Annotated in this window: 20 protein-coding genes; 14 read left to right on the top strand and 6 right to left on the bottom strand. The window is 65.2% G+C overall.

Annotated features, from left to right (window positions below):
• Positions 1 to 3 precede the first annotated feature (3 nt).
• Positions 4 to 444, bottom strand: coding sequence for a ribonuclease P protein component (rnpA, locus tag ACSION_RS01750; protein ID WP_435304582.1), 441 nt, complete (start codon positions 442 to 444; stop codon positions 4 to 6).
• 91 nt (positions 445 to 535) lie between these two features.
• Positions 536 to 676, bottom strand: a complete 141-nt coding sequence (gene rpmH / locus ACSION_RS01745) for a 50S ribosomal protein L34 (RefSeq protein ID WP_027083663.1) — start codon at positions 674 to 676, stop codon at positions 536 to 538.
• A 279-nt stretch (positions 677 to 955) separates the two neighbouring features.
• Between rpmH and dnaA the strand changes: the two genes are divergently transcribed.
• The 12 genes from dnaA to ACSION_RS01685 all read left to right on the top strand — a co-directional run bounded on the left by dnaA (position 956) and on the right by ACSION_RS01685 (position 13744).
• On the top strand, positions 956 to 2287 hold the full coding sequence (gene dnaA, locus ACSION_RS01740) for a chromosomal replication initiator protein DnaA (RefSeq protein ID WP_435306639.1): 1332 nt from the start codon (positions 956 to 958) through the stop codon (positions 2285 to 2287).
• Positions 2288 to 2602: 315 nt separating this feature from the next.
• On the top strand, positions 2603 to 3703 hold the full coding sequence (gene dnaN, locus ACSION_RS01735; protein WP_435304581.1) for a DNA polymerase III subunit beta: 1101 nt from the start codon (positions 2603 to 2605) through the stop codon (positions 3701 to 3703).
• A gap of 202 nt (positions 3704 to 3905) precedes the next feature.
• On the top strand, positions 3906 to 5012 hold the full coding sequence (recF, locus tag ACSION_RS01730) for a DNA replication/repair protein RecF (RefSeq protein ID WP_435304580.1): 1107 nt from the start codon (positions 3906 to 3908) through the stop codon (positions 5010 to 5012).
• Positions 5013 to 5124: 112 nt separating this feature from the next.
• Positions 5125 to 7590 (top strand): DNA topoisomerase (ATP-hydrolyzing) subunit B, encoded by a 2466-nt coding sequence (gyrB, locus tag ACSION_RS01725; protein ID WP_435304579.1) that lies wholly within the window; start codon positions 5125 to 5127, stop codon positions 7588 to 7590.
• Positions 7591 to 7600: 10 nt separating this feature from the next.
• Positions 7601 to 8422, top strand: a complete 822-nt coding sequence (locus ACSION_RS01720; protein WP_435304578.1) for a CPBP family intramembrane glutamic endopeptidase — start codon at positions 7601 to 7603, stop codon at positions 8420 to 8422.
• A 69-nt stretch (positions 8423 to 8491) separates the two neighbouring features.
• The gene (locus ACSION_RS01715; protein WP_435304577.1) at positions 8492 to 9298 is read left to right on the top strand and encodes a M48 family metallopeptidase; all 807 of its coding nucleotides are present in this window, start codon (positions 8492 to 8494) and stop codon (positions 9296 to 9298) included.
• Between the two features lie 132 nt (positions 9299 to 9430).
• Positions 9431 to 10639, top strand: a complete 1209-nt coding sequence (locus ACSION_RS01710) for a tetratricopeptide repeat protein (protein WP_435304576.1) — start codon at positions 9431 to 9433, stop codon at positions 10637 to 10639.
• A 160-nt stretch (positions 10640 to 10799) separates the two neighbouring features.
• Positions 10800 to 11474, top strand: coding sequence for an energy transducer TonB (locus ACSION_RS01705; protein ID WP_093489065.1), 675 nt, complete (start codon positions 10800 to 10802; stop codon positions 11472 to 11474).
• 79 nt (positions 11475 to 11553) lie between these two features.
• The gene (gene exbB, locus ACSION_RS01700; RefSeq protein WP_056879953.1) at positions 11554 to 12303 is read left to right on the top strand and encodes a TonB-system energizer ExbB; all 750 of its coding nucleotides are present in this window, start codon (positions 11554 to 11556) and stop codon (positions 12301 to 12303) included.
• A 46-nt stretch (positions 12304 to 12349) separates the two neighbouring features.
• The gene (locus tag ACSION_RS01695; RefSeq protein ID WP_093489063.1) at positions 12350 to 12775 is read left to right on the top strand and encodes an ExbD/TolR family protein; all 426 of its coding nucleotides are present in this window, start codon (positions 12350 to 12352) and stop codon (positions 12773 to 12775) included.
• Positions 12776 to 12778: 3 nt separating this feature from the next.
• Entirely contained in the window at positions 12779 to 13189 is a 411-nt protein-coding gene (locus ACSION_RS01690; protein ID WP_093489061.1) for an ExbD/TolR family protein, read from the top strand.
• Positions 13190 to 13345: 156 nt separating this feature from the next.
• Entirely contained in the window at positions 13346 to 13744 is a 399-nt protein-coding gene (locus tag ACSION_RS01685; protein ID WP_435304575.1) for an ExbD/TolR family protein, read from the top strand.
• A gap of 15 nt (positions 13745 to 13759) precedes the next feature.
• On the opposite strand, the gene ACSION_RS01680 is transcribed toward ACSION_RS01685, so the two are convergent.
• From ACSION_RS01680 to cls, 3 genes are all read right to left on the bottom strand, one after another.
• Entirely contained in the window at positions 13760 to 14536 is a 777-nt protein-coding gene (locus ACSION_RS01680) for a pyridoxine 5'-phosphate synthase (RefSeq protein ID WP_435304574.1), read from the bottom strand.
• Between the two features lie 22 nt (positions 14537 to 14558).
• Positions 14559 to 14825, bottom strand: a complete 267-nt coding sequence (locus ACSION_RS01675) for a hypothetical protein (RefSeq protein ID WP_435304573.1) — start codon at positions 14823 to 14825, stop codon at positions 14559 to 14561.
• A 65-nt stretch (positions 14826 to 14890) separates the two neighbouring features.
• Positions 14891 to 16345, bottom strand: a complete 1455-nt coding sequence (gene cls / locus ACSION_RS01670; protein WP_435304572.1) for a cardiolipin synthase — start codon at positions 16343 to 16345, stop codon at positions 14891 to 14893.
• A gap of 60 nt (positions 16346 to 16405) precedes the next feature.
• Between cls and ACSION_RS01665 the strand changes: the two genes are divergently transcribed.
• Positions 16406 to 17494 carry a PA0069 family radical SAM protein gene (locus ACSION_RS01665; protein WP_435304571.1) on the top strand — a complete coding sequence of 363 codons (1089 nt, stop codon included), beginning with the start codon at positions 16406 to 16408 and terminating at the stop codon, positions 17492 to 17494.
• A 53-nt stretch (positions 17495 to 17547) separates the two neighbouring features.
• Positions 17548 to 18120 (top strand): nucleoside 2-deoxyribosyltransferase, encoded by a 573-nt coding sequence (locus ACSION_RS01660; RefSeq protein ID WP_435304570.1) that lies wholly within the window; start codon positions 17548 to 17550, stop codon positions 18118 to 18120.
• Between the two features lie 13 nt (positions 18121 to 18133).
• On the opposite strand, the gene ACSION_RS01655 is transcribed toward ACSION_RS01660, so the two are convergent.
• The gene (locus ACSION_RS01655) at positions 18134 to 18832 is read right to left on the bottom strand and encodes a 2OG-Fe(II) oxygenase (RefSeq protein WP_435304569.1); all 699 of its coding nucleotides are present in this window, start codon (positions 18830 to 18832) and stop codon (positions 18134 to 18136) included.
• Between the last annotated feature and the right edge of the window lie 4 nt (positions 18833 to 18836).

The raw sequence follows: 18836 nt of genomic DNA, 5'->3' as shown, positions 1-18836 counted from the left end.
GTCTCAACCGGCGTCGGTAACCGGTTTGGTCGGAGAAAGAGGAGTGGGTGGCGGCGGCGGCGAATTCAAGCCCGGCGGCATTGTGCCGCCCGGTGCCGATGCGGGCAATGCGCCAGCACGGGTCAGGACGCGTTCGAACGTGGCGCGCAGCTGGAGCGGTTCGGTCTTGGCCGCCGGCGCGCGCGCGACCACCACGTAGTCGCCACCAGGAAGACGGTCGCGCAGCCGGCGGAAATGCTCGCGCAGCTGCCGCTTGATCCGGTTGCGCATGACGGCGCGCGTATCCACCTTGCGCGACACGGCCAGACCAAGGCGCGCAGGGCCGTCGCCCGGCAACCAGTGCAGGCTCATCAGGGGATCGGACGTACGTCGGGCACTGTCGAACACGCGCGCATAGTCAGCGCGTGCGCGTACCCGCGCGGAACGCGGGAAGCCGGTGCTCATCTCAGCAAGAAGCCCGCTCGTGACCGGGCGGGCTTCTGGTGATGCAAGGAACGCATGGGTGCCTTGGCCGCACGAAGCGACCAAGCCGCCATCAGGCGGTCAGGCGCTTGCGGCCCTTGGCACGGCGACGGGCCAGGATCTTGCGGCCATCGGCAGTGGCCATACGGGCACGGAAACCGTGGTCGCGCTTGCGCTTCAGGTTGCTGGGTTGGTAAGTGCGCTTGGTGGCCATGGGGCCCTCGGGCGTGTTCGGGTGGAAAGAACCGGAAATTCTATAGGAAGCACCGGCTTACGGTCAACTCCCCCTCTGCTTTCATCGCAAGCGGTCCGACTGATGCGGGGTCGGCGCGCCGTTCGTCCATTCATCCACATCTTATGCACAGGATCGTTGGCGGGTCGGGGCCCCGGTGGTAGTCTGGCCGGCCCCATCGACGACACCTCCGCGATACCGGCGCCGGCATCGCGGGACAGCGTGTTCGACCCCAATACCTATCGCGAGTTGTTCCACCTGATGGATGCCTGGCCCCGTTGCCTCGAACGCCTGGAAGCCGAACTGCCGGCCGAGGACGTACACACCTGGCTGAAGCCCTTGCAGGCCGAGCAGCGCAGCAATGCCGTGGTGCTGTACGCACCGAACGCCTTCATCGTGGAACAGGTGCGCGAGCGCTACCTCGGCCGCATCCGCGAATTGCTCGATCATTTCGCCGGGCACGACGACGTGTCGCTGGAGATCGGTTCGCGCAACAAGCCTGCCGAGCCAAGCACGGCACCGGCCACCTCAGGCAGCCTTCGCGCCAACGCGGCGCCGGTGGAACCGTTCGACGGCAATCTGGACACGCATTACACCTTCGACAACTTCGTCGAGGGCCGCAGCAACCAGCTCGGCCGCGCCGCTGCCTGGCAAGCCGCGCAGAAGCCGGGCGACCGCGCGCACAACCCTTTGCTGCTGTACGGCGGCACCGGTCTGGGCAAGACCCACTTGATGTTCGCCGCGGGCAACGAACTGCGCCGGCAGAACCCGTCCGCGCGCGTGCTGTACCTGCGCAGCGAGCAGTTCTTCAGCGCGATGACCAAGGCGCTGATCGAGAAGTCGATGGATCAGTTCAAGCGCCGCTTCCAGCAAGTGGATGCGCTGCTGATCGACGACATCCAGTTCTTCGCCGGCAAGGACCGCACGCAGGAAGAGTTCTTCCACACCTTCAATGCGCTGTTCGATGGCCGCCAGCAGATCATCCTGACCTGCGACCGCTATCCGCGCGAAGTGGAGGGCCTGGAGCCGCGTCTGAAATCCCGCTTGGCGTGGGGTTTGAGCGTGGCGATCGATCCGCCCGACTTCGAAACGCGCGCGGCTATCGTCCTCGCCAAGGCGCACGAGCGCGGCGCGCAGATTCCCGACGACGTGGCGTTCCTGCTCGCCAAGAAGATGCGCAGCAACGTGCGCGATCTGGAAGGCGCGCTCAACACCCTGGCGGCGCGGGCCAACTTCACTGGCCGGGCGATCACCACGGAGTTCGCCCAGGAAACCCTGCGCGACCTGCTGCGCGCGCAGCAGCAGGCCATCAGCATCCCCAATATCCAGAAGACCGTGGCAGACTACTATGGTCTGCAAATCAAGGACCTGTTGTCCAAGCGGCGCACGCGTTCACTGGCGCGTCCGCGGCAGGTGGCGATGGCCTTGGCGAAAGAACTGACCGAACACAGCCTGCCGGAGATCGGCGATGCGTTCGCCGGTCGTGACCACACGACCGTGCTGCACGCCTGCCGCCAGATCCGCAGCCTCATGGAGGCCGACGGCAAGTTGCGAGAGGACTGGGACAAGCTGATCCGCAAGCTCAGCGAGTAAGGCCCCTCAGGCCTTCGCATCAGGCCTGCGAACACCGTGGGGCCATTGTCGGGAAGGCGGGCGGCGGTCGCAACGCACAACTTCGTGGACAATCGGCGGGATCGGTTGTGGACAAGATGTGCAGGATTTTGGGGACGAAAGTTATCCACATGTTCCCGCACTACTTCGCCAGGCCCTGTCCACCGGGTTGCGAGTGGTATAAAAGCAATAAGAATCAAGGTGTTAGGTGGGTTTTCCCGGAATTTTCGCCCTACCATCACCACCAGCTTTTAAGTTTTTAGTCCTAAAATCAAAAGCGAAGGGGCTCCCACACTCATGCGTTTCAGTCTGCAGCGCGAAGCATTCCTCAAGCCCTTGGCCCAAGTGGTCAACGTGGTAGAACGCCGGCAGACGCTGCCGGTCCTGGCGAATTTCCTGGTGCAGGTACAGAACGGCCAGCTGTCGCTGACGGGTACCGATCTGGAAGTGGAGATGATTTCCCGCAGCGCCGTGGATGACGCGCAGGACGGCGAAACCACGATCCCCGCGCGCAAGCTGTTCGACATCATTCGCGCACTGCCCGATGGCAGCAAAGTCACCGTGAGCCAGACCGGCGACAAGGTGACGGTGCAGGCGGGACGCAGCCGGTTCACCTTGGCGACCCTGCCGGCCAACGATTTCCCGTCGGTCGACGAAGTGGAAGCCACCGAGCGGATCGAAGTGCCCGAAGCGACGCTCAAGGAGCTGATCGAACGCACCTCCTTCGCGATGGCGCAGCAGGACGTCCGCTATTACCTCAATGGCCTGTTGTTCGACCTCAGCGAGAAGACGCTGCGCTGCGTGGCGACCGATGGCCATCGCCTGGCCCTGTGCGAATCGCAGCTTGAAGGCGCGCCGGTCGGCAAGCGCCAGATCATCGTGCCGCGCAAGGGTGTGACCGAACTCCAGCGTCTGCTGGAGGGCGGCGACCGCAGCCTGGAACTTGAAGTCGGTCGCAGCCATATCCGCGTGAAGCGTGACGATGTCACTTTCACCTCGAAGCTGATCGATGGCCGCTTCCCCGACTACGCCGCAGTGATCCCGATTGGTGCGGACCGTGAGGTGCTGTTGGACCGTGAGGTGCTGCGTGCCGCGCTCCAGCGTGCCGCGATCCTTTCGAACGAGAAGTACCGGGGCGTGCGCGTCGAGGTGTCGCCAGGCCAGCTGAAGATCAGCGCCCACAACCCGGAGCAGGAAGAAGCCCAGGAAGAGATCGAGGCCGACACCAAGGTCGATGGCCTGGCGATCGGCTTCAACGTGAACTACCTGCTGGATGCGCTGTCGGCGCTGCGCGACGAGCACATCGTCCTGCAGCTGCGTGATGCGAACTCCTCGGCCCTGGTCCGCGAGGCCAGCAGCGAGAAGTCGCGGCACGTCGTCATGCCGCTGCGCCTCTGACACTCCTGTTCCACGTGGAACACGATGGATCGCCCGGCTTCTGCCGGGCGATGCCGTTTATGGGGACGCAGGAATCGAGCTGGCCCGGTATCGGTGGCGGCTCACGTAGAATTTCCATCATGTCGCTGCCGTCTGTCTGTCCCCCACCCATGCGGAGCTGCGCCCGTGTCCGGCCCTTGATCGGGTGCCTGAGGCTGTTTTCATGCAGGTAACACGCCTTGAGGCGAATGGGTTGCGCCGGTTCGCCCAGGTATCGCTGGCGCCAGAGGCAGGCCTCAACCTGATTACCGGTGATAACGGCGCCGGCAAGACCAGCCTGTTGGAAGCGCTGCATCTCATGGCTTATGGCCGGAGTTTCCGGGGACGCGTGCGGGATGGGCTCGTGCGGACAGGTGCCGACGCGATCGAAGTCTTCGTCGAGTGGCGTGAAGCCGCCCAAGGTCGGCAGCGCCGAGCCGGTCTGCGTCACAGCGGTCAGGCGTGGACAGGTCGGCTCGATGGCGAAAACGTCGCCCAACTGGGCGATCTCTGCGCCGCCTTGGCGGTCGTCAGCTTCGAGCCTGGGAGCCACGCCCTGGTCACGGGTGGCGGCGAACCTCGCCGCCGTTTCATGGATTGGGGGTTGTTCCACGTGGAACAGGGGCGTGAGGGAGGCTTCCTTCCCTTGTGGCGTCGCTATGCCCGCGCCTTGAAGCAGCGGAATTCGCTGTTGAAGGCCGGTATCGGCGGTGGGCAGCTGGATGCCTGGGACCACGAACTCGCAGAAGCGGGAGAACCCCTCACGGGCCATCGCCAGGGGTACCTCGATGCGCTTCAGGACGACCTGGCTGCGGTCGTGCGGGAACTGGCCCCTTCCCTTGGGGAGGCATCGCTGCAGTTTCTCCCCGGCTGGCGCCGACACGAGCTGTCGCTGGCCGATGCGCTGCTGCTGGCACGGGATAGGGATCGGGCGGCGGGCTACACAACCGTGGGACCGCATCGGGCCGACTGGCGCATCGACTACTCCGCCCTACCCCAGCGCGAAACCCTCTCCCGAGGCCAAGCCAAGCTGACGGCCCTGTCCTGCCTGCTCGCGCAAGCCCAGGATTTCGCCTGCCGGCGAGGCGAGTGGCCGGTGATCGCGCTGGACGACCTGGCGTCCGAGCTGGACCGGCATCACCAGCGCCGGATCCTGGAGCGGCTGCTGGCCAGCGATGCGCAAGTGTTCATCACGGGGACCGAAGCACCCGCAGGCCTGAAGGACTCCGCCATTCGACCCACCTTGTTCCACGTGGAACAAGGGGTTGTCCTGCGCCTGTCCAACCCTTGAAACAGGGGCTAAGTGCCCACCGGTGCTATAATTCCGCATTGATCCCTTGGCTCCCGCAATGCGCCCACCGGCCCGGTGGCGCGGCGCCCGCCATGAAGCCGACACGAAGCGAATGACCGACGAAACGACCTCTTCTGCACCGAACGGCAATACGTACGACGCCAACAGCATCACCGCCCTGGAAGGGCTGGAAGCGGTTCGCAAGCGTCCCGGCATGTACATCGGCGACGTCCATGACGGCACGGGCCTGCACCACATGGTGTTCGAAGTCGTCGACAACTCGATCGACGAGGCGCTGGCTGGCCATGCCGACCATGTCGCGGTCACCATCCATGCCGATGGCTCGGTGTCGGTGTCCGACAACGGCCGCGGCATTCCGGTCGGCAAGCATGCGCAGATGAGCGCCAAGCTCGGCCGCGAGGTATCTGCCGCTGAAGTCGTCATGACGGTGCTCCACGCGGGCGGCAAGTTCGACGACAACAGCTACAAAGTGTCTGGCGGCCTGCACGGCGTGGGCGTCAGCGTGGTCAATGCGCTCTCCGAAAAACTGCAGCTGGATATCTTCCAGGGCGGGTTTCACTACCGCCAGGAATACAGCAACGGCGCGGCGCTGGGTCCGTTGAACCAGATCGAAAACTCCACGAAGCGCGGCACGACGCTGCGCTTCTGGCCGTCGGTGACGGCCTTCCATGGCAACGTCGAGTTCCACTACGACATCCTGGCCCGCCGGTTGCGTGAACTGTCGTTCCTCAATTCCGGCGTCAAGATCGTGCTGGTCGACGAGCGCGGCGAAGGCCGCCACGACGATTTCCACTACGAAGGCGGTATCCGCAGCTTCGTGGAGCATCTGGCCCACCTCAAGACACCGCTGCATCCGAACGTGATCGCGGTCAGTGGCGAGCAGAACGGCATCACGGTGGACGTCGCCCTGCAGTGGACCGACGCCTACCAGGAAACGATGTTCTGCTTCACCAACAACATCCCGCAGAAGGATGGTGGTACCCACCTGATCGGCTTCCGTGCCGCGCTGACGCGCACGTTGACGAACTACATCGAACAGAACGGCATCGCCAAGCAGGCGAAGGTCAACCTGTCGGGCGACGACATGCGCGAAGGCATGATTGCCGTGTTGTCGGTGAAAGTGCCGGACCCCAGCTTCTCCTCGCAAACCAAGGAGAAACTGGTCAGCTCCGACGTCAGGCCGGTCGTTGAGAGCACGTTCGGCGCACGTTTGGAGGAGTTCCTGCAGGAACACCCCCACGAAGCCCGTGCGATCGCCGGCAAGATCGTCGACGCCGCCCGCGCCCGCGAGGCCGCCCGCAAGGCGCGCGACCTGACCCGCCGCAAGGGCGCACTGGATATCGCTGGCCTGCCCGGCAAGTTGGCCGACTGCCAGGAGAAGGATCCGGCGCTGTCCGAACTCTTCATCGTCGAGGGTGACTCCGCGGGCGGTTCCGCCAAGCAGGGTCGCAACCGCAAGAACCAGGCGGTGCTGCCGCTGCGCGGCAAGATCCTCAACGTGGAACGGGCGCGCTTCGACCGCATGCTCGCCAGCGCCGAAGTCGGCACGCTGATCACCGCGCTCGGCACCGGCATCGGCAAGGACGAGTACAACCCGGACAAGCTGCGCTACCACCGCATCATCATCATGACCGACGCCGACGTCGACGGTTCGCACATCCGCACGCTGCTGCTGACGTTCTTCTACCGGCAGATGCCGGAGCTGATCGAACGCGGCCATGTCTACATCGGCCTGCCGCCGCTCTACAAGCTCAAGCAGGGCAAGCAGGAGCTTTACCTGAAGGACGATGCGGCGCTCAACGTCTACCTGGCGAACAACGCGGTCGAAGGTGCGTCGCTGGTGCCTGCCGATGGCGAACCGCCGATCTCCGGCGAAGCGCTCGAGAAGCTGCTGCTCGTCTTCACCACCGCGCGCGACACCATCGCGCGCAATGCGCACCGCTACGATCCGGTGCTGCTGGAATCGCTGATCGACTTCACTCCGCTCGATGCAGAACACCTGCAGCAGAACATCGACGAGCGCCATGAACTCACCGCACTAGAAGCCAAGCTCAACCGCGGCAGCCTGGGGAGTGCGCGTTATTCGCTGACGCTGCAGCCGGCGACCGAACAGCGTCCCGCCGCGTTGCTTGCGATGCGCCGACACATGGGTGAGGAATTGGTGCAGGTGCTCTCGTTGTCGGCCTTCGAAAGCGGTGAACTGCGTCCGCTGCGCGAAGCCGCCGCACTGTTGCACGGCCTGGTGCGCGAAGGCGCGCAGGTCATCCGCGGCAACAAGGCGCAGCCGGTGGCCACGTTCGCCGATGCGCAGGCGTGGTTGCTCGAGGAAGCCAAGAAGGGCCGCAGCATCCAGCGCTTCAAGGGCTTGGGCGAAATGAATCCCGAGCAGCTGTGGGACACCACGGTCAATCCCGATACGCGTCGTCTGTTGCAGGTCCGCATCGAAGACGCAGTCGCCGCCGACCAGATCTTCAGCACGCTGATGGGCGACGTGGTGGAACCGCGCCGCGAATTCATCGAGGACAACGCGCTGAAGGTCTCCAACCTCGACGTGTGACGCCTCGGGGATGACGACGAGCCCGTACGATCCGGCGCAGGCCGGCGATAACGCGCCGCTGCGCGCAGCATTGTCCGCGTTTGCGCTCGATGTCGTACTGGCAATCCTGCTGTCGTTCTCCACGATGATGCTGGGGATCTTCGGCTGGTCTGCGTGGCGCGGCGTGCAATTGGCGCAGCAAGGCAACGATCTGAGTGCAGCGCAGTTGCAGTCCGCGGTCGGAACACCCCCGGTACTGTTCTTGATCCTGCTCACGCTCGTCAGCACCGGTGGCGCCGCGCTGGTGCTGTACTTCTGGCGCCGACGCGCGACGCCCATCGAGCGATCCACGTCCTGGGCTGCGGCACGGCGTCCACGGACGTGGTGGCTTGTCCTGTTGGGAGGCGTGGCGACCTTCCTCCTCAGCACCCTGCTGACCGGCATGGGACGAGCACTCGGCCTCGATCTCACGCCGAGCAATCTGGAACTGATCGAAGCCGGATTCGCGCAGTACCCGGTGTTCCTGGCGTTGTTCGCGGTCGCCCTCGCACCGCTGTACGAGGAACTGCTGTTCCGTCGCGTGCTGTTTGGGCGGCTGTGGCAGGCCGGCTGGCCGGTGCTTGGTCTGCTGCTGAGCAGTGTGGTCTTTGCCCTGGTGCACGAAATGCCCGGCCTCAATGGCAAGCCGGCTACCAGCACGTTGTTCCTGATCGTCGTCTACGCCGGGATGGGTGCCGTTTTCGCGGCTCTGTACCGGGCCACCGGGACACTTTGGGCGCCCATTGGGGCTCACATCCTGAACAATGCGCTAGCGCTCGCTGTCCTCCAGGTGTACAGCGGTGCGCAGGCTTAATGTGATTGACGAAAGTTTAAGATGTCCTTCTCCAGACTCCTGCCGTGTACACCGCCGCAGGGGGCGCGCATGAAACTTCGCATACTGGCCTTCGCCGTCGCATTGGGCATGACGGCGTGCGCGACCACCACCTCGCCCACCGGCCGCACGCAGATGGTGGGCGGTGTTTCGCAGGCCCAGCTGGACCAGCTGGGCGCGCAGGCCTTCGCCGAGACCAAGGCGAAGGAGACCCTCAACCGGGACGCCAAACAGAACGCGTACGTCACGTGCGTGGTCAATGCGCTGGTTCGACAGCTTCCAGCCGAGCAGCGCAGTGTCGCCTGGGAGACCGCGGTCTTTACCGACAGCGAACCGAATGCGTTCGCTTTGCCGGGAGGCAAGGTGGGCGTAAACACCGGCATTTTCACCGTCGCCAAGAATCAGGACCAGTTGGCCGCCGTGCTCGGGCATGAAATCGGCCATGTGATTGCGCGCCACCATGAGGAGCGCATCACCCGGCAGATGGGCGCGCAGACAGGCGTTGGAGTGATCAGTGCCCTGCTCGGTGCGCGCTACGGTCAGGGCGCAGCCAATACGGCCAGCCAGATCGGCGGCATGACCGCTCAAACGGTCTTTCTGCTCCCGGGTTCGAGGGAGCAGGAAAGCGAAGCCGATATCGTCGGACAGCGGTTGATGGCGCAGGCGGGTTTCGATCCGCGTCAGGCCGTCGGCCTCTGGCAGAACATGATGGCCGCCAGCGGCGGCCGATCGCCGCAATGGTTGTCGACCCACCCCGATCCGGCCAACCGTATCCGGGAACTGGAGCGCGACGCGCCCACCCTCGTGCCCACGTACGAGGCGGCCAGGAAGGCCGGAAACGCACCGAAATGCGGCTGACACACGGTCCGGTATTGCTGCGCAGCAGCACACGGAACGGTATCCGCCTCACCTCGGTTTCTGTTAGTTTTGCCGGCCCCGCACGCGGGCGGGATGCAGTGGCATCTCCCGCAAGGCCCCACGAGGTTTGACATGAAGCTCCTGACCCCCAAGACCACCCTGCTCAGCCTCGCGCTGCTCGGCGCGTTCGCGGGCGGTGTCGCATCCTTCGATGCCGACGCAGCCCGCCGCGGAGAGACCAAGAAGGAAGAAGCCCTCTACCCGGATGCCACGCGCGAAGAGCCCAACGGCAAGGGTTCTCCGAAGGTACAGACCAAGCTCAACAAGCTGATCGAAACCTACAACAAGGCCCTCGAGCAGGATGACGACGCCAAGGCGACGCAGGGCTACACGACCGCCCGCGGTCTGGCCGATGAAATCCTGTCCAACGAATCGGCGAACGAGTACGACAAGGCCCTCGCCGCGCAGATCGCATCGCAGATCGCGATGAACGATGGCGACGACGCGGCCGCAGAGCGCTACCTCAAGCAGGCCATCGACTCCAACGCTCTGGGGAACAACCAGCACTTTCAGCTGCAGCTGCAGCTGGCGCAGCTCCAACTGCAGAAAGACGACTACACCAACGGTTTCGCCACGCTCGACAAATACCTCGCCGAATCCAAGAGCAAGCGCCCGGGCGACCTCGCCTTCAAGGGCCAGTATCTCTACCAGGCAGAGCGTTACGCCGATTGCATCCCGCCGCTGAAGCAAGCGATCGAGACTTCGACGAACCCGGAAGACAAGGTCGAAAACTGGACGCAGATCCTGATGGTCTGTTACCAGGAATCCGGCCAAACGGCCGATGCCCTCAAGGTCGCCGAAGCACTGGCCGCCAAGTCGCCCAACGACAAGCGCGCCCAGATGAATCTGGCCACCATCTACCTGAACTCCCAGCAGGAGGCCAAGGCGGCCGCCGTGCTCGAGAAGATGCGCGCTTCCGGCCTGATGACGGAAGAGAAGGACTACAAGCAGCTCTTCATCACCTACGCCAACATGGACGGCAAGGAGAAGGAAGTCATCTCCGTCGTCAACGAGGGCTTGCAGAAGGGCCTGCTGAAGCCGGACTTCCAGACCCAGCTCGCCTTGGCGCAGGCCTACTACTATTCCGAGCAGATCCCGCAGGCGATCGAGGCTTGGCAGAAGGCCGCGCCGCTGGGCACGAACGGCGACACCTACCTCAACCTCGCCCGGGTCCTGTGGCAGGAAGGCCGGATCCCCGAAGCCAAGGTCGCGGCCCGGGCCGCACTGGACAAGGGTCTGAAGAAGCCGGAAGACGCGAAAAAGATCATCGCGCTCCCGTAACGGGAATCCGTGACACCGAAGGCCAAAAATCCATACGGATGATGGCACCGGGGAGCCGGATTGGTATAAGCTGGGGATTCCGCCGGTGAAAAGCTCGCCGGCAGAATCCAGAACTAACGAGGCGCCCTGGCGCCCGTATCAACCTTGAGTTAATTGGCGCATGGCTGAACAACTGGTCATCAACAGGTATCGGGACCAAGAAGAGGACACGGGCCTCAACTGGCCCCGTATCATCGGTATTGCCTTCGTGATCGCACTGCACGCAGCAGCCCTGCTTGCACTGCTGATCCCGGCCGTCGCCCCGCCGGCGGAAAAGGAGCAGGAGCGTCGCACCTCCGTGGTGATCGTCGACGCCCCGCCGCCTCCCCCGCCGCCGCCGCCGCCGCCGCCGAAGGACGACACCCCGCCGCCGCCGGTGAAGAACCTGGCGCCGCCGAAGACCACCCCGCTGCCGCCGCCGCCGGAAGCGCCGCCGGTCGACATCGCCGAGCCGCGACCGACCGACATCGTGAGCCCGCCGTCGCCGCCGGCCCCGCCGTCGCCCACGCCGGACATCGGCGCCAGCGTGGACATTTCGTCCAAGAACATGAACCCGCCCCGCTATCCGCCCGCCGCCGCGCGCGCCGGTATCGAAGGCACGGTTATCCTGATCATCGACGTGGACGCCAACGGCAACGTGACCAACGTGTCGGTGGAGAAGTCCAGCCGCAACCGCGACCTTGATCGCGCGGCGATGGAGGCGGCCCGCAAGTGGCGCTTCAACGCCTCGGTGGTCAATGGCCAGAAGGCCGCAGGTCGCGTCCGCGTGCCGGTCGACTTCAACATGGGTGGTTGAGGACGGCCTCCGTCCTCGTCCCCAGTTTCGCTCGTAACCCGCAATACCCTCAATCAACACTTATATAAAGGTAAGCGTCATGCTGCAGGAAACCCTTTTCGCCGCCGCCGCCGGGGGCACCAACGCCGCGAACGCCCTGTCGCAAATGGGCTTCGAGCACATGATCAGCGAAATGATCAGCAAGCCCGGCGAGTTCATCGTCTCCTGGGTCGTGCTGCTCACCCTGGTCATCATGTCCGCCATGTCCTGGTACTGGACGGTCATCAACGTGCTTCGCAGCACCCGCCTGAAGGGCCAGGCTGACCGCGTCACCAGCGCTTTCTGGGAAACCCCGAACGCGCAGGACGCCATCCGCCTGATGGAAGAACAGCCGAAGAACGAGCCGTTCTCGAAGATCGCGCTGGACGCCGCCCAGGCTGCTGCGCACCACCAGCGTTCGGAAGGTTCGGGCGAGACCCTGAGCCGCTCGGAGTTCGTCGACCGCGCCCTGCGCCAGGCCGTGACCCGTGAGAGCACCAACCTGCAGGGCGGCATGACGCTGCTCGCCACCGTCGGTGCGACCGCGCCGTTCGTGGGTCTGCTGGGCACGGTGTGGGGCATCTACGGCGCCCTGATCCGCATCGGTGCGACCGGCCAGGCCTCGATCGACGCCGTTGCCGGCCCGGTGGGTGAAGCGCTGATCATGACCGCCATCGGTCTGTTCGTCGCGATCCCGGCCGTGTTCGCCTACAACTTCTTCAGCAAGACGAACGCGGCCGTCATCGCCAAGTTCGATACGTTCGCGCACGACCTGCACGACTTCTTCGCCACCGGCTCGCGCGTTCGCTGAGCCGGCGGTACAAGCAGTCAACGCAACGTTCTAGACGGAGCCCGTCATGGCTTTCAGTAGTGGTAATAGCGGTGGCCCGATGGCCGAGATCAACGTCACGCCCCTCGTGGACGTGATGTTGGTCCTGCTGATCATCTTCATCATCACGGCGCCGCTGATGTCGCATAAGGTGAAGATCGAACTGCCCGAGGCGAACCTTATCCAGGACAAGGAGAAGGAAGCGCCGAAGACCCCGCCGATCACCATCTCGGTGAAGGAGAACGGGGATCTGTTCTGGGGCGACGAACCGGTGTCCAAGGAGATCCTGGAGTCCCGCCTTTCCAGCGCGGCCCAGCTCCAGCCTCAGCCGAAGCTCAACCTGCGTGGCGACAAGACGACGAAGATGGGCACCATCGCCGACGTCACGAAGATCGCGCAGAGCCAGGGCATGCTGGACATCGGCTACGTGGCCACGAAACAGAAGGGGCAGTAAGCCATGGCATTCAGTAGTGGTGGAAGCAAGGGCCCCATGGCCGATATCAACGTCACGCCCCTCGTGGACGTGATGCTGGTGCTGTTGATCATCTTCATCGTGACCGCGCCGATCATGACGTATCCGATCGAGGTGGCACTGCCGCAGCGCGTGATCAATCCGCCGCCGCAGTTGCGTGAGCCGCCGCCGCCGATCGACCTGCGCATCGAGGCCGACAACACGATTTACTGGAACAACAGCCCGGTGAGCGTGGCCGACCTGCAGCAGCGGATGGAACAGGAGGTCCAGCGCGACCCGACGAACCAGCCGGAGCTGCGTATTGAAGCGAAGTCGGAAGCGCACTACGACGTGATGGCCAAGGTACTGGCCGCCGCCAAGAACGCGCAGATGATGAAGATTGGTTTCGTGCAGTAACCCTGACGCGCAATACCTTTTGAACGCCGCCCTTTGGGGCGGCGTTTTTCTTTGCGCGGACGACGCAGCTGCCCCGCCCGCTTGGTGCGACCTCTTGCGGCCGTGAGGGGACGGGCGTAGCGTCGGAGCCATGTCCCGACGGTAAGGAGGTGTCCGATGGCGTTCTCCGCTCCTGCAGGTCGTTCGGAACTGGCCGAGATCAATATCACGCCGCTCGTGGACGTGATGCTGGTCCTGCTGGTCATCTTCATGGTTACCGCGCCCCTGTTGTCACGGCCGATCGATGCGGTCCTGCCGCAGCGCACGGACAGACAGATCGAACAGCAGCCCCCCAACGACCTGGTGCTCAAGGTCGGCCTGGGCGGCAGCTATACGCTGGACGACAGACCGGTGACGCTGGCGGCATTGCGCACTCTGATGGATGAAGCGCGGTTGTCGGACCCCAAGACCGTGCTTCACGTGGAAGCGGTCGAGGGCGCCGAATACCAGCAACTGGTGGATGCGCTGGCACAGGCCGAAGCCAGCGGCATTCGCAACATCGTCATGCGCGACTGACGCGCACGGTGGCGCTCAGCGGCGGTGTTCCGCCGCCGCTGTCGCGTCGTCGAGGATCGCCAAGTAAGCCTGTACAGTGCGCTGCAGGCCCGCGTATAGGGCTTCGCCGATCAACGCGTGCCCGATGGAGACTTCCAACACGTCCGGGACGTTCTCAAGGAACTCCTCCAGATTGCCCTGGCTGAGGTCGTGGCCGGCATTGACGCCCAGGCCCAGCGCCTGGGCCTCGCGTGCGGTGCGCACGCAGCGGCCGAGCTCGATGGACGCGTCGCCGCGCGCCGCCGCTTCCGCGAACGGGCCGGTATAGATTTCGATCCGGTCAGCGCCGATCTTGGCGGCGGTTTCGAGACCGTCACAGCCGGCATCGACGAACAGGCTTACCCGGCAGCCAAGGGCCTTCAGTTCGGCGACCAGCGGCGCCAAGCGCTCGCCATCGCGGGCGAAATCAAAGCCGTGATCGGAGGTGATCTGGCCGTCCCCATCCGGCACCAGCGTGGCCTGGGCCGGACGCGCGGCATCGCACAGGGCCAGGAAGCCCGGGTATCCGTCACGCGGTGGCGCGAACGGGTTGCCCTCGATGTTCAGTTCGACACCACTCTCGTCCGCGAGCGCAGCCAGGGCGAGGACGTCGTCGGGGCGGATATGGCGCTGGTCCGGGCGCGGATGCACGGTGATGCCGTGGGCGCCGGCATACAGGCAAGTGCGCGCAGCGCGCACGACGTCGGGCTCGCTGCCACCGCGCGAATTGCGCAGCACGGCGATCTTGTTGACGTTGACGCTGAGCAGGGTCATGGCACCGTCCTTGGAGCGGATGTCAGGTTGCCGAGGGCGGCTCTGCAGAGGACGTTGCGGCGGTGCGCCGCGCTTCGGCCACCTCGCGCAGGCGACGCAGCTCGGAAGGATCGATCATCGCCGACTGGTCGCGGCTGCTATCGCCGACGCGGCGGCCGTACCATCCGACGATCCATGCGACGAACAGGCCGAGCGACGCCAGCATCAAGGCGACCATCAGCGCCATCGACGTCGTGCGCATGGCCATGACCATGCTGCCGATGGCCATCAACAGGAAAAGCCAGTGCATCTTCCACCCCCGGGGTTGGTGGCCGCATCTTACCGCCTCCGCCCCACGTCAAAAAATGTCCTGCTTCACAGCAATGGCGACATCAGCCGGGCCAGCGCCTCGGGCAGGCGGTGCCGCCACAACGAACGGTCCCGCTGGACCCGGACGGGGTCGCTGGCGGCAATCTCCGACTCCAGCCATTGGCCCAGCGTCCCGGCCACGCCGCGGTCGCGGAACATCATCGAGATCTCGAAGTTGAGCCGGAAACTGCGGTGGTCGAAGTTCGCGCTGCCGATGATCGCCATCGCGTCGTCGCAGAGCAGCGCCTTGCTGTGCATCATCCGCGGGCCGTACTCATAGACTTTCACGCCAGCGGCGAGCAACTCGTCGAAATAGGAACGCGCGGCCAGTGTGACGAGCCGCGAGTCGCTGACCTTGGGCACCACCAGGCGCACATCCAGCCCGCCCAGCGCGGCGGAGGTCAGCGCCATGCGCGCGGCCTCGCCCGGGACGAAATAGGGGGTCACCAGCCAGACGCGCTGCTTCGCTTCGTGGATGGCCGCCACCTTCATGCGGTGGATCGGTTCCCATGCCGAATCCGGCCCCGACACCAGCACCTGCGCGGAGATACCGCCCTGCACGTTGGACTCGGTCGCGCTCCACAGGCGCGTGCCCTGGAAATCCTTGCGCTGCTGACCGGTGGCATAGACCCAGTCCTCGACGAAGACCTGTTGGATGCTGCGGACGACTTCGCCTTCCAGCCGCAGGTGCAGGTCGCGATACGCGTCATCGCGCAACGACTCGTCCTCATCGTCGGTAACGTTGATGCCGCCGGTAAACGCCACGCGCCCGTCGACCACGACGATCTTGCGGTGCGTGCGCAGGTTGAGCCATGGCCGGGTGAAGGGCCGGAACTTGGTCGGATGGAACCACGCGTACTCGCCACCTGCTTCGACCAACGGACCCAGGGCGCGTTTCCGCAGCCGGTTGGAGCCCACCGCATCCAGCAGCAACCGGACTTTCACGCCCTCGCGCGCCTTCGCCGTCAGTGCCTCCAGGATGCGCTGGCCGGTTCGGTCGCCGTTGAAGATGTAGTACTCGACATGGATATGGTTCTCGGCCACGCCGATGGCATCCAGGATGGCCTGGTACGTGGCGCAACCATCCACCAGTTGTTGTACCGAAGTCGCGGTGGAAGGCGGCAGGCCCGTCGTCTTCTGCGCAAGCATGGGCAACTCGGCGCTGTTGCCATCGGTCGGCGCGAACACCTCGTAGCTTTCCAGCCCCTCGCGCGAACGCGTGCGGCGCAGCTGGTGGCGCTTGATCCGCTGCGGTCCCAACAGGAAGTAGATCAGGTAGCCGACGTACGGCAGCAGTGCCAGCGACAACAGCCAGCTGAGGGTGGCCACCGGCTCGCGCTTCTGCAGGACGATCCACGAACATAGCGGCACGAGGTACAGCAGCCAGGCCACCGTGACCCAGAGCTGCAGGTTGGGCAGTGAGCCGAGGGTGTCCCAGAGGGCAGTCAGAGCGTCGCGCATGAAGCGATTCTATATGCGGCGTCGCGAGCGCTGCGACGACACGGGCGTAAGCTGGCCCGCATGGCGACGTCGCGACACCCCGGCATCAAGGGACGAGGTTCCACCGGCCACCTGCCGGGCCGCTTTGCCGTGACCACGCCGGAGTCGACGGATGACGGCTGGCACGACGCCGATACCGACGGCGACATCGCGTCGGCACCGCACGCCGAGCTGCGCGAGGAAGTCGCGCGCAGCGTCATCACCCGCAACCAGTCGCCGGACATCCCGTTCGAGCAGTCGCTGAATCCGTACCGCGGTTGCGAGCACGGGTGCAGCTACTGCTTCGCGCGCCCTTCCCATGCCTACCTCGATCTGTCGCCCGGGCTGGATTTCGAAACGAAGATCTACGCCAAGACGAACGCACCCGAGATCCTGCGCAAGGAGCTGTCCAAGCGCGGTTACCGGCCCAGTCCGATATCGCTGGGCATCAACACCGACGCCTACCAGCCGGCCGAACGCAAGCTGCAGCTGACCCGCCGCCTGCTGGAGGTGCTGGCGGAGGCGAAGCATCCGGTTTCGCTGATCACCAAGAACGCACTGATCGAACGCGACCTCGACCTGCTGGCGCCCATGGCGCGCGAGAACCTCGTGCACGTCTACTTGTCGATCACCACGCTCGACAACAGCCTGTCCTCGCGACTGGAACCGCGCGCATCCGCGCCGCACAGCCGGCTGAAAGCGGTGAAGCGGCTCAGCGAGGCCGGCGTGCCGGTCGGGGTGATGTTCGCACCGGTCATTCCGTGGGTGAACGACCACGAGCTGGAGGCAGTGCTCGAAGCCGCGCACGACGCCGGCGCCACCGCGGCGGGCTATGTGTTGCTGCGCCTGCCGCACGAAGTCGCGCCGTTGTTCCGCGACTGGCTGCAAACCCATCTTCCTGACCGCGCCGCGCACGTGATGAGCACCGTCCAACAACTGCGTGGCGGCAAGGACTACGACAGCCGCTTCGGCACGCGTTTGCGCGGCGAAGGCGTCTACGCCGATCTGCTGTCGCGTCGCTTCGCCCTCGCGTTGAAGCGTTTCGGCTTCGAGGGTCGGCGACACCCGCCGTTCGATGGCACGCGCTTCGTGCCGCCGCGCGTCGCATCGCCGCAGGGCGAGTTGTTCTAGGTCCCAAGGACCCACACGCTGCGACGATCGGTCACGGGGCAGGGGTCGGGCGGATGGCGACAATCCATCGTCCTTTGCTGCGCGTGCCCGCGATGATCCAGTCCCTCTACCTGGCCGGCCCCGATATTTTCCGTCCCGATGCCGTTGCGCGGGGCGAGCAGCTCAAGGCCCTGTGCGCGCGGCATGGCTTCGAAGGTCTGTTTCCGCTCGATGCCCAGGTCGCCGGCCACGCGACCGGCGATCCGCTCGAGACCGCGCGCTGGATCTATCGCGCCGACATCGGCTTGCTCGATGCCGCCGATGCGGTGCTCGCCAACCTGGACTTCTTCCGCGGCGCGGAACCGGACAGCGGCACGTGCTTCGAAGTCGGTTACGCGATCGCGCGGGGCAAGCCGGTTTATGGCTATGTGCCGGAAGGCGGCAGCCTGGCCGAACGCATCCGCGCGCGCTGTCCGCAGTTCCTGGGCACGGAGGCCGGCCAGGACATGCAGGGCTGGGAGTTGGAAGAATTCGGCCTGCCGCTCAACCTGATGCTGGCCGTGCCGTGCGTCATCGTCATCGGCGATGCAGACGCGGCGCTGCAGCGCTTGCGCCAGGACGTGGACGCGCGCCGCCAGTGCGCCTGAGCGCGCGTCTCCGTCAGCGTCCGCCGTACAGGCGCTCGGCGCGCTGGAAAAGGATCCAGCTGGTGGCGATGTACTTGTCGCCGCCGACCGGGCGATTGCCGCGGTGCGTGTGGGTGAAGGCAGTCGGCGCGATCAGCAGGCTGCCGGTGCGCGGCACGATCTTGCGCTGCTGGTGGAAGAATTCGGTTTCGCCGGCCTCGAAGCCATCGTTGAGGTAGAGCGTCCACAGCACGTGCCGATGCAGCGATTCGGCATCGGCGCCCTTCGGGAACAACTCGCAGTGCCAGTAGGGATAGCCGCCTTCGCCGGCGGGATAGCGCTGCAGGTTGATCCGGCCCGGCACGAACACCGCCATGACCAGCCGCATCAGCGCGTCGTCGTCCATGCTCGCGACGTCCTCGTAGCCGAGCCGATGCAACTGCCCGTCCGCGCCCGGCTGCTGCAGCATCAGCGGCGCAATCAGGCTGAAGGGATAAGTGCGCAGGTACTGCTTCAGTCCGGCGAGCACGGCCAGGTTGAGGCGCTGTTCCACGTCGCGCCACTCGGCCAGGCCGCTGATGCTGATGTCGCGGCTGTGCTTGAGCTCCGGATGGTGTCCGCCACCGACCTGCCCCGGCTGGTCCTGCCGACTGGCATCGAAACGCGCCACGATGGCGCGGCAGGTCTCCGCATCCAGTGCGTCGTGGTAGACCTCGATGAAATCGGCGCTCATGCGG

This window comes from Pseudoxanthomonas sp. LjRoot125 (assembly GCF_964252705.1).
In the GTDB taxonomy this organism is placed as follows: Bacteria; Pseudomonadota; Gammaproteobacteria; order Xanthomonadales; family Xanthomonadaceae; genus Pseudoxanthomonas_A.
The sequence above is the reverse complement of the archived record's forward strand: the minus strand, read 5'-3'. Positions and strand labels throughout refer to the sequence as shown.

Excerpts from the sequence above, each read along its gene's own strand:
- ACSION_RS01715 (WP_435304577.1), top strand. The coding sequence starts at position 8,492 with ATGAAACTTCGCATACTGGCCTTCGCCGTCGCATTGGGCATGACGGCG.
- exbB (WP_056879953.1), top strand. The coding sequence starts at position 11,554 with ATGCTGCAGGAAACCCTTTTCGCCGCCGCCGCCGGGGGCACCAACGCC.
- dnaA (WP_435306639.1), top strand. The coding sequence starts at position 956 with ATGGATGCCTGGCCCCGTTGCCTCGAACGCCTGGAAGCCGAACTGCCG.
- ACSION_RS01660 (WP_435304570.1), top strand. The coding sequence starts at position 17,548 with ATGGCGACAATCCATCGTCCTTTGCTGCGCGTGCCCGCGATGATCCAG.
- rnpA (WP_435304582.1), bottom strand. The coding sequence starts at position 444 with ATGAGCACCGGCTTCCCGCGTTCCGCGCGGGTACGCGCACGCGCTGAC.
- rpmH (WP_027083663.1), bottom strand. The coding sequence starts at position 676 with ATGGCCACCAAGCGCACTTACCAACCCAGCAACCTGAAGCGCAAGCGC.
- ACSION_RS01685 (WP_435304575.1), top strand. The coding sequence starts at position 13,346 with ATGGCGTTCTCCGCTCCTGCAGGTCGTTCGGAACTGGCCGAGATCAAT.
- ACSION_RS01710 (WP_435304576.1), top strand. The coding sequence starts at position 9,431 with ATGAAGCTCCTGACCCCCAAGACCACCCTGCTCAGCCTCGCGCTGCTC.
- recF (WP_435304580.1), top strand. The coding sequence starts at position 3,906 with ATGCAGGTAACACGCCTTGAGGCGAATGGGTTGCGCCGGTTCGCCCAG.
- ACSION_RS01705 (WP_093489065.1), top strand. The coding sequence starts at position 10,800 with ATGGCTGAACAACTGGTCATCAACAGGTATCGGGACCAAGAAGAGGAC.
- ACSION_RS01690 (WP_093489061.1), top strand. The coding sequence starts at position 12,779 with ATGGCATTCAGTAGTGGTGGAAGCAAGGGCCCCATGGCCGATATCAAC.
- dnaN (WP_435304581.1), top strand. The coding sequence starts at position 2,603 with ATGCGTTTCAGTCTGCAGCGCGAAGCATTCCTCAAGCCCTTGGCCCAA.
- gyrB (WP_435304579.1), top strand. The coding sequence starts at position 5,125 with ATGACCGACGAAACGACCTCTTCTGCACCGAACGGCAATACGTACGAC.
- ACSION_RS01665 (WP_435304571.1), top strand. The coding sequence starts at position 16,406 with ATGGCGACGTCGCGACACCCCGGCATCAAGGGACGAGGTTCCACCGGC.
- ACSION_RS01675 (WP_435304573.1), bottom strand. The coding sequence starts at position 14,825 with ATGCACTGGCTTTTCCTGTTGATGGCCATCGGCAGCATGGTCATGGCC.
- ACSION_RS01680 (WP_435304574.1), bottom strand. The coding sequence starts at position 14,536 with ATGACCCTGCTCAGCGTCAACGTCAACAAGATCGCCGTGCTGCGCAAT.
- cls (WP_435304572.1), bottom strand. The coding sequence starts at position 16,345 with ATGCGCGACGCTCTGACTGCCCTCTGGGACACCCTCGGCTCACTGCCC.
- ACSION_RS01695 (WP_093489063.1), top strand. The coding sequence starts at position 12,350 with ATGGCTTTCAGTAGTGGTAATAGCGGTGGCCCGATGGCCGAGATCAAC.
- ACSION_RS01720 (WP_435304578.1), top strand. The coding sequence starts at position 7,601 with ATGACGACGAGCCCGTACGATCCGGCGCAGGCCGGCGATAACGCGCCG.
- ACSION_RS01655 (WP_435304569.1), bottom strand. The coding sequence starts at position 18,832 with ATGAGCGCCGATTTCATCGAGGTCTACCACGACGCACTGGATGCGGAG.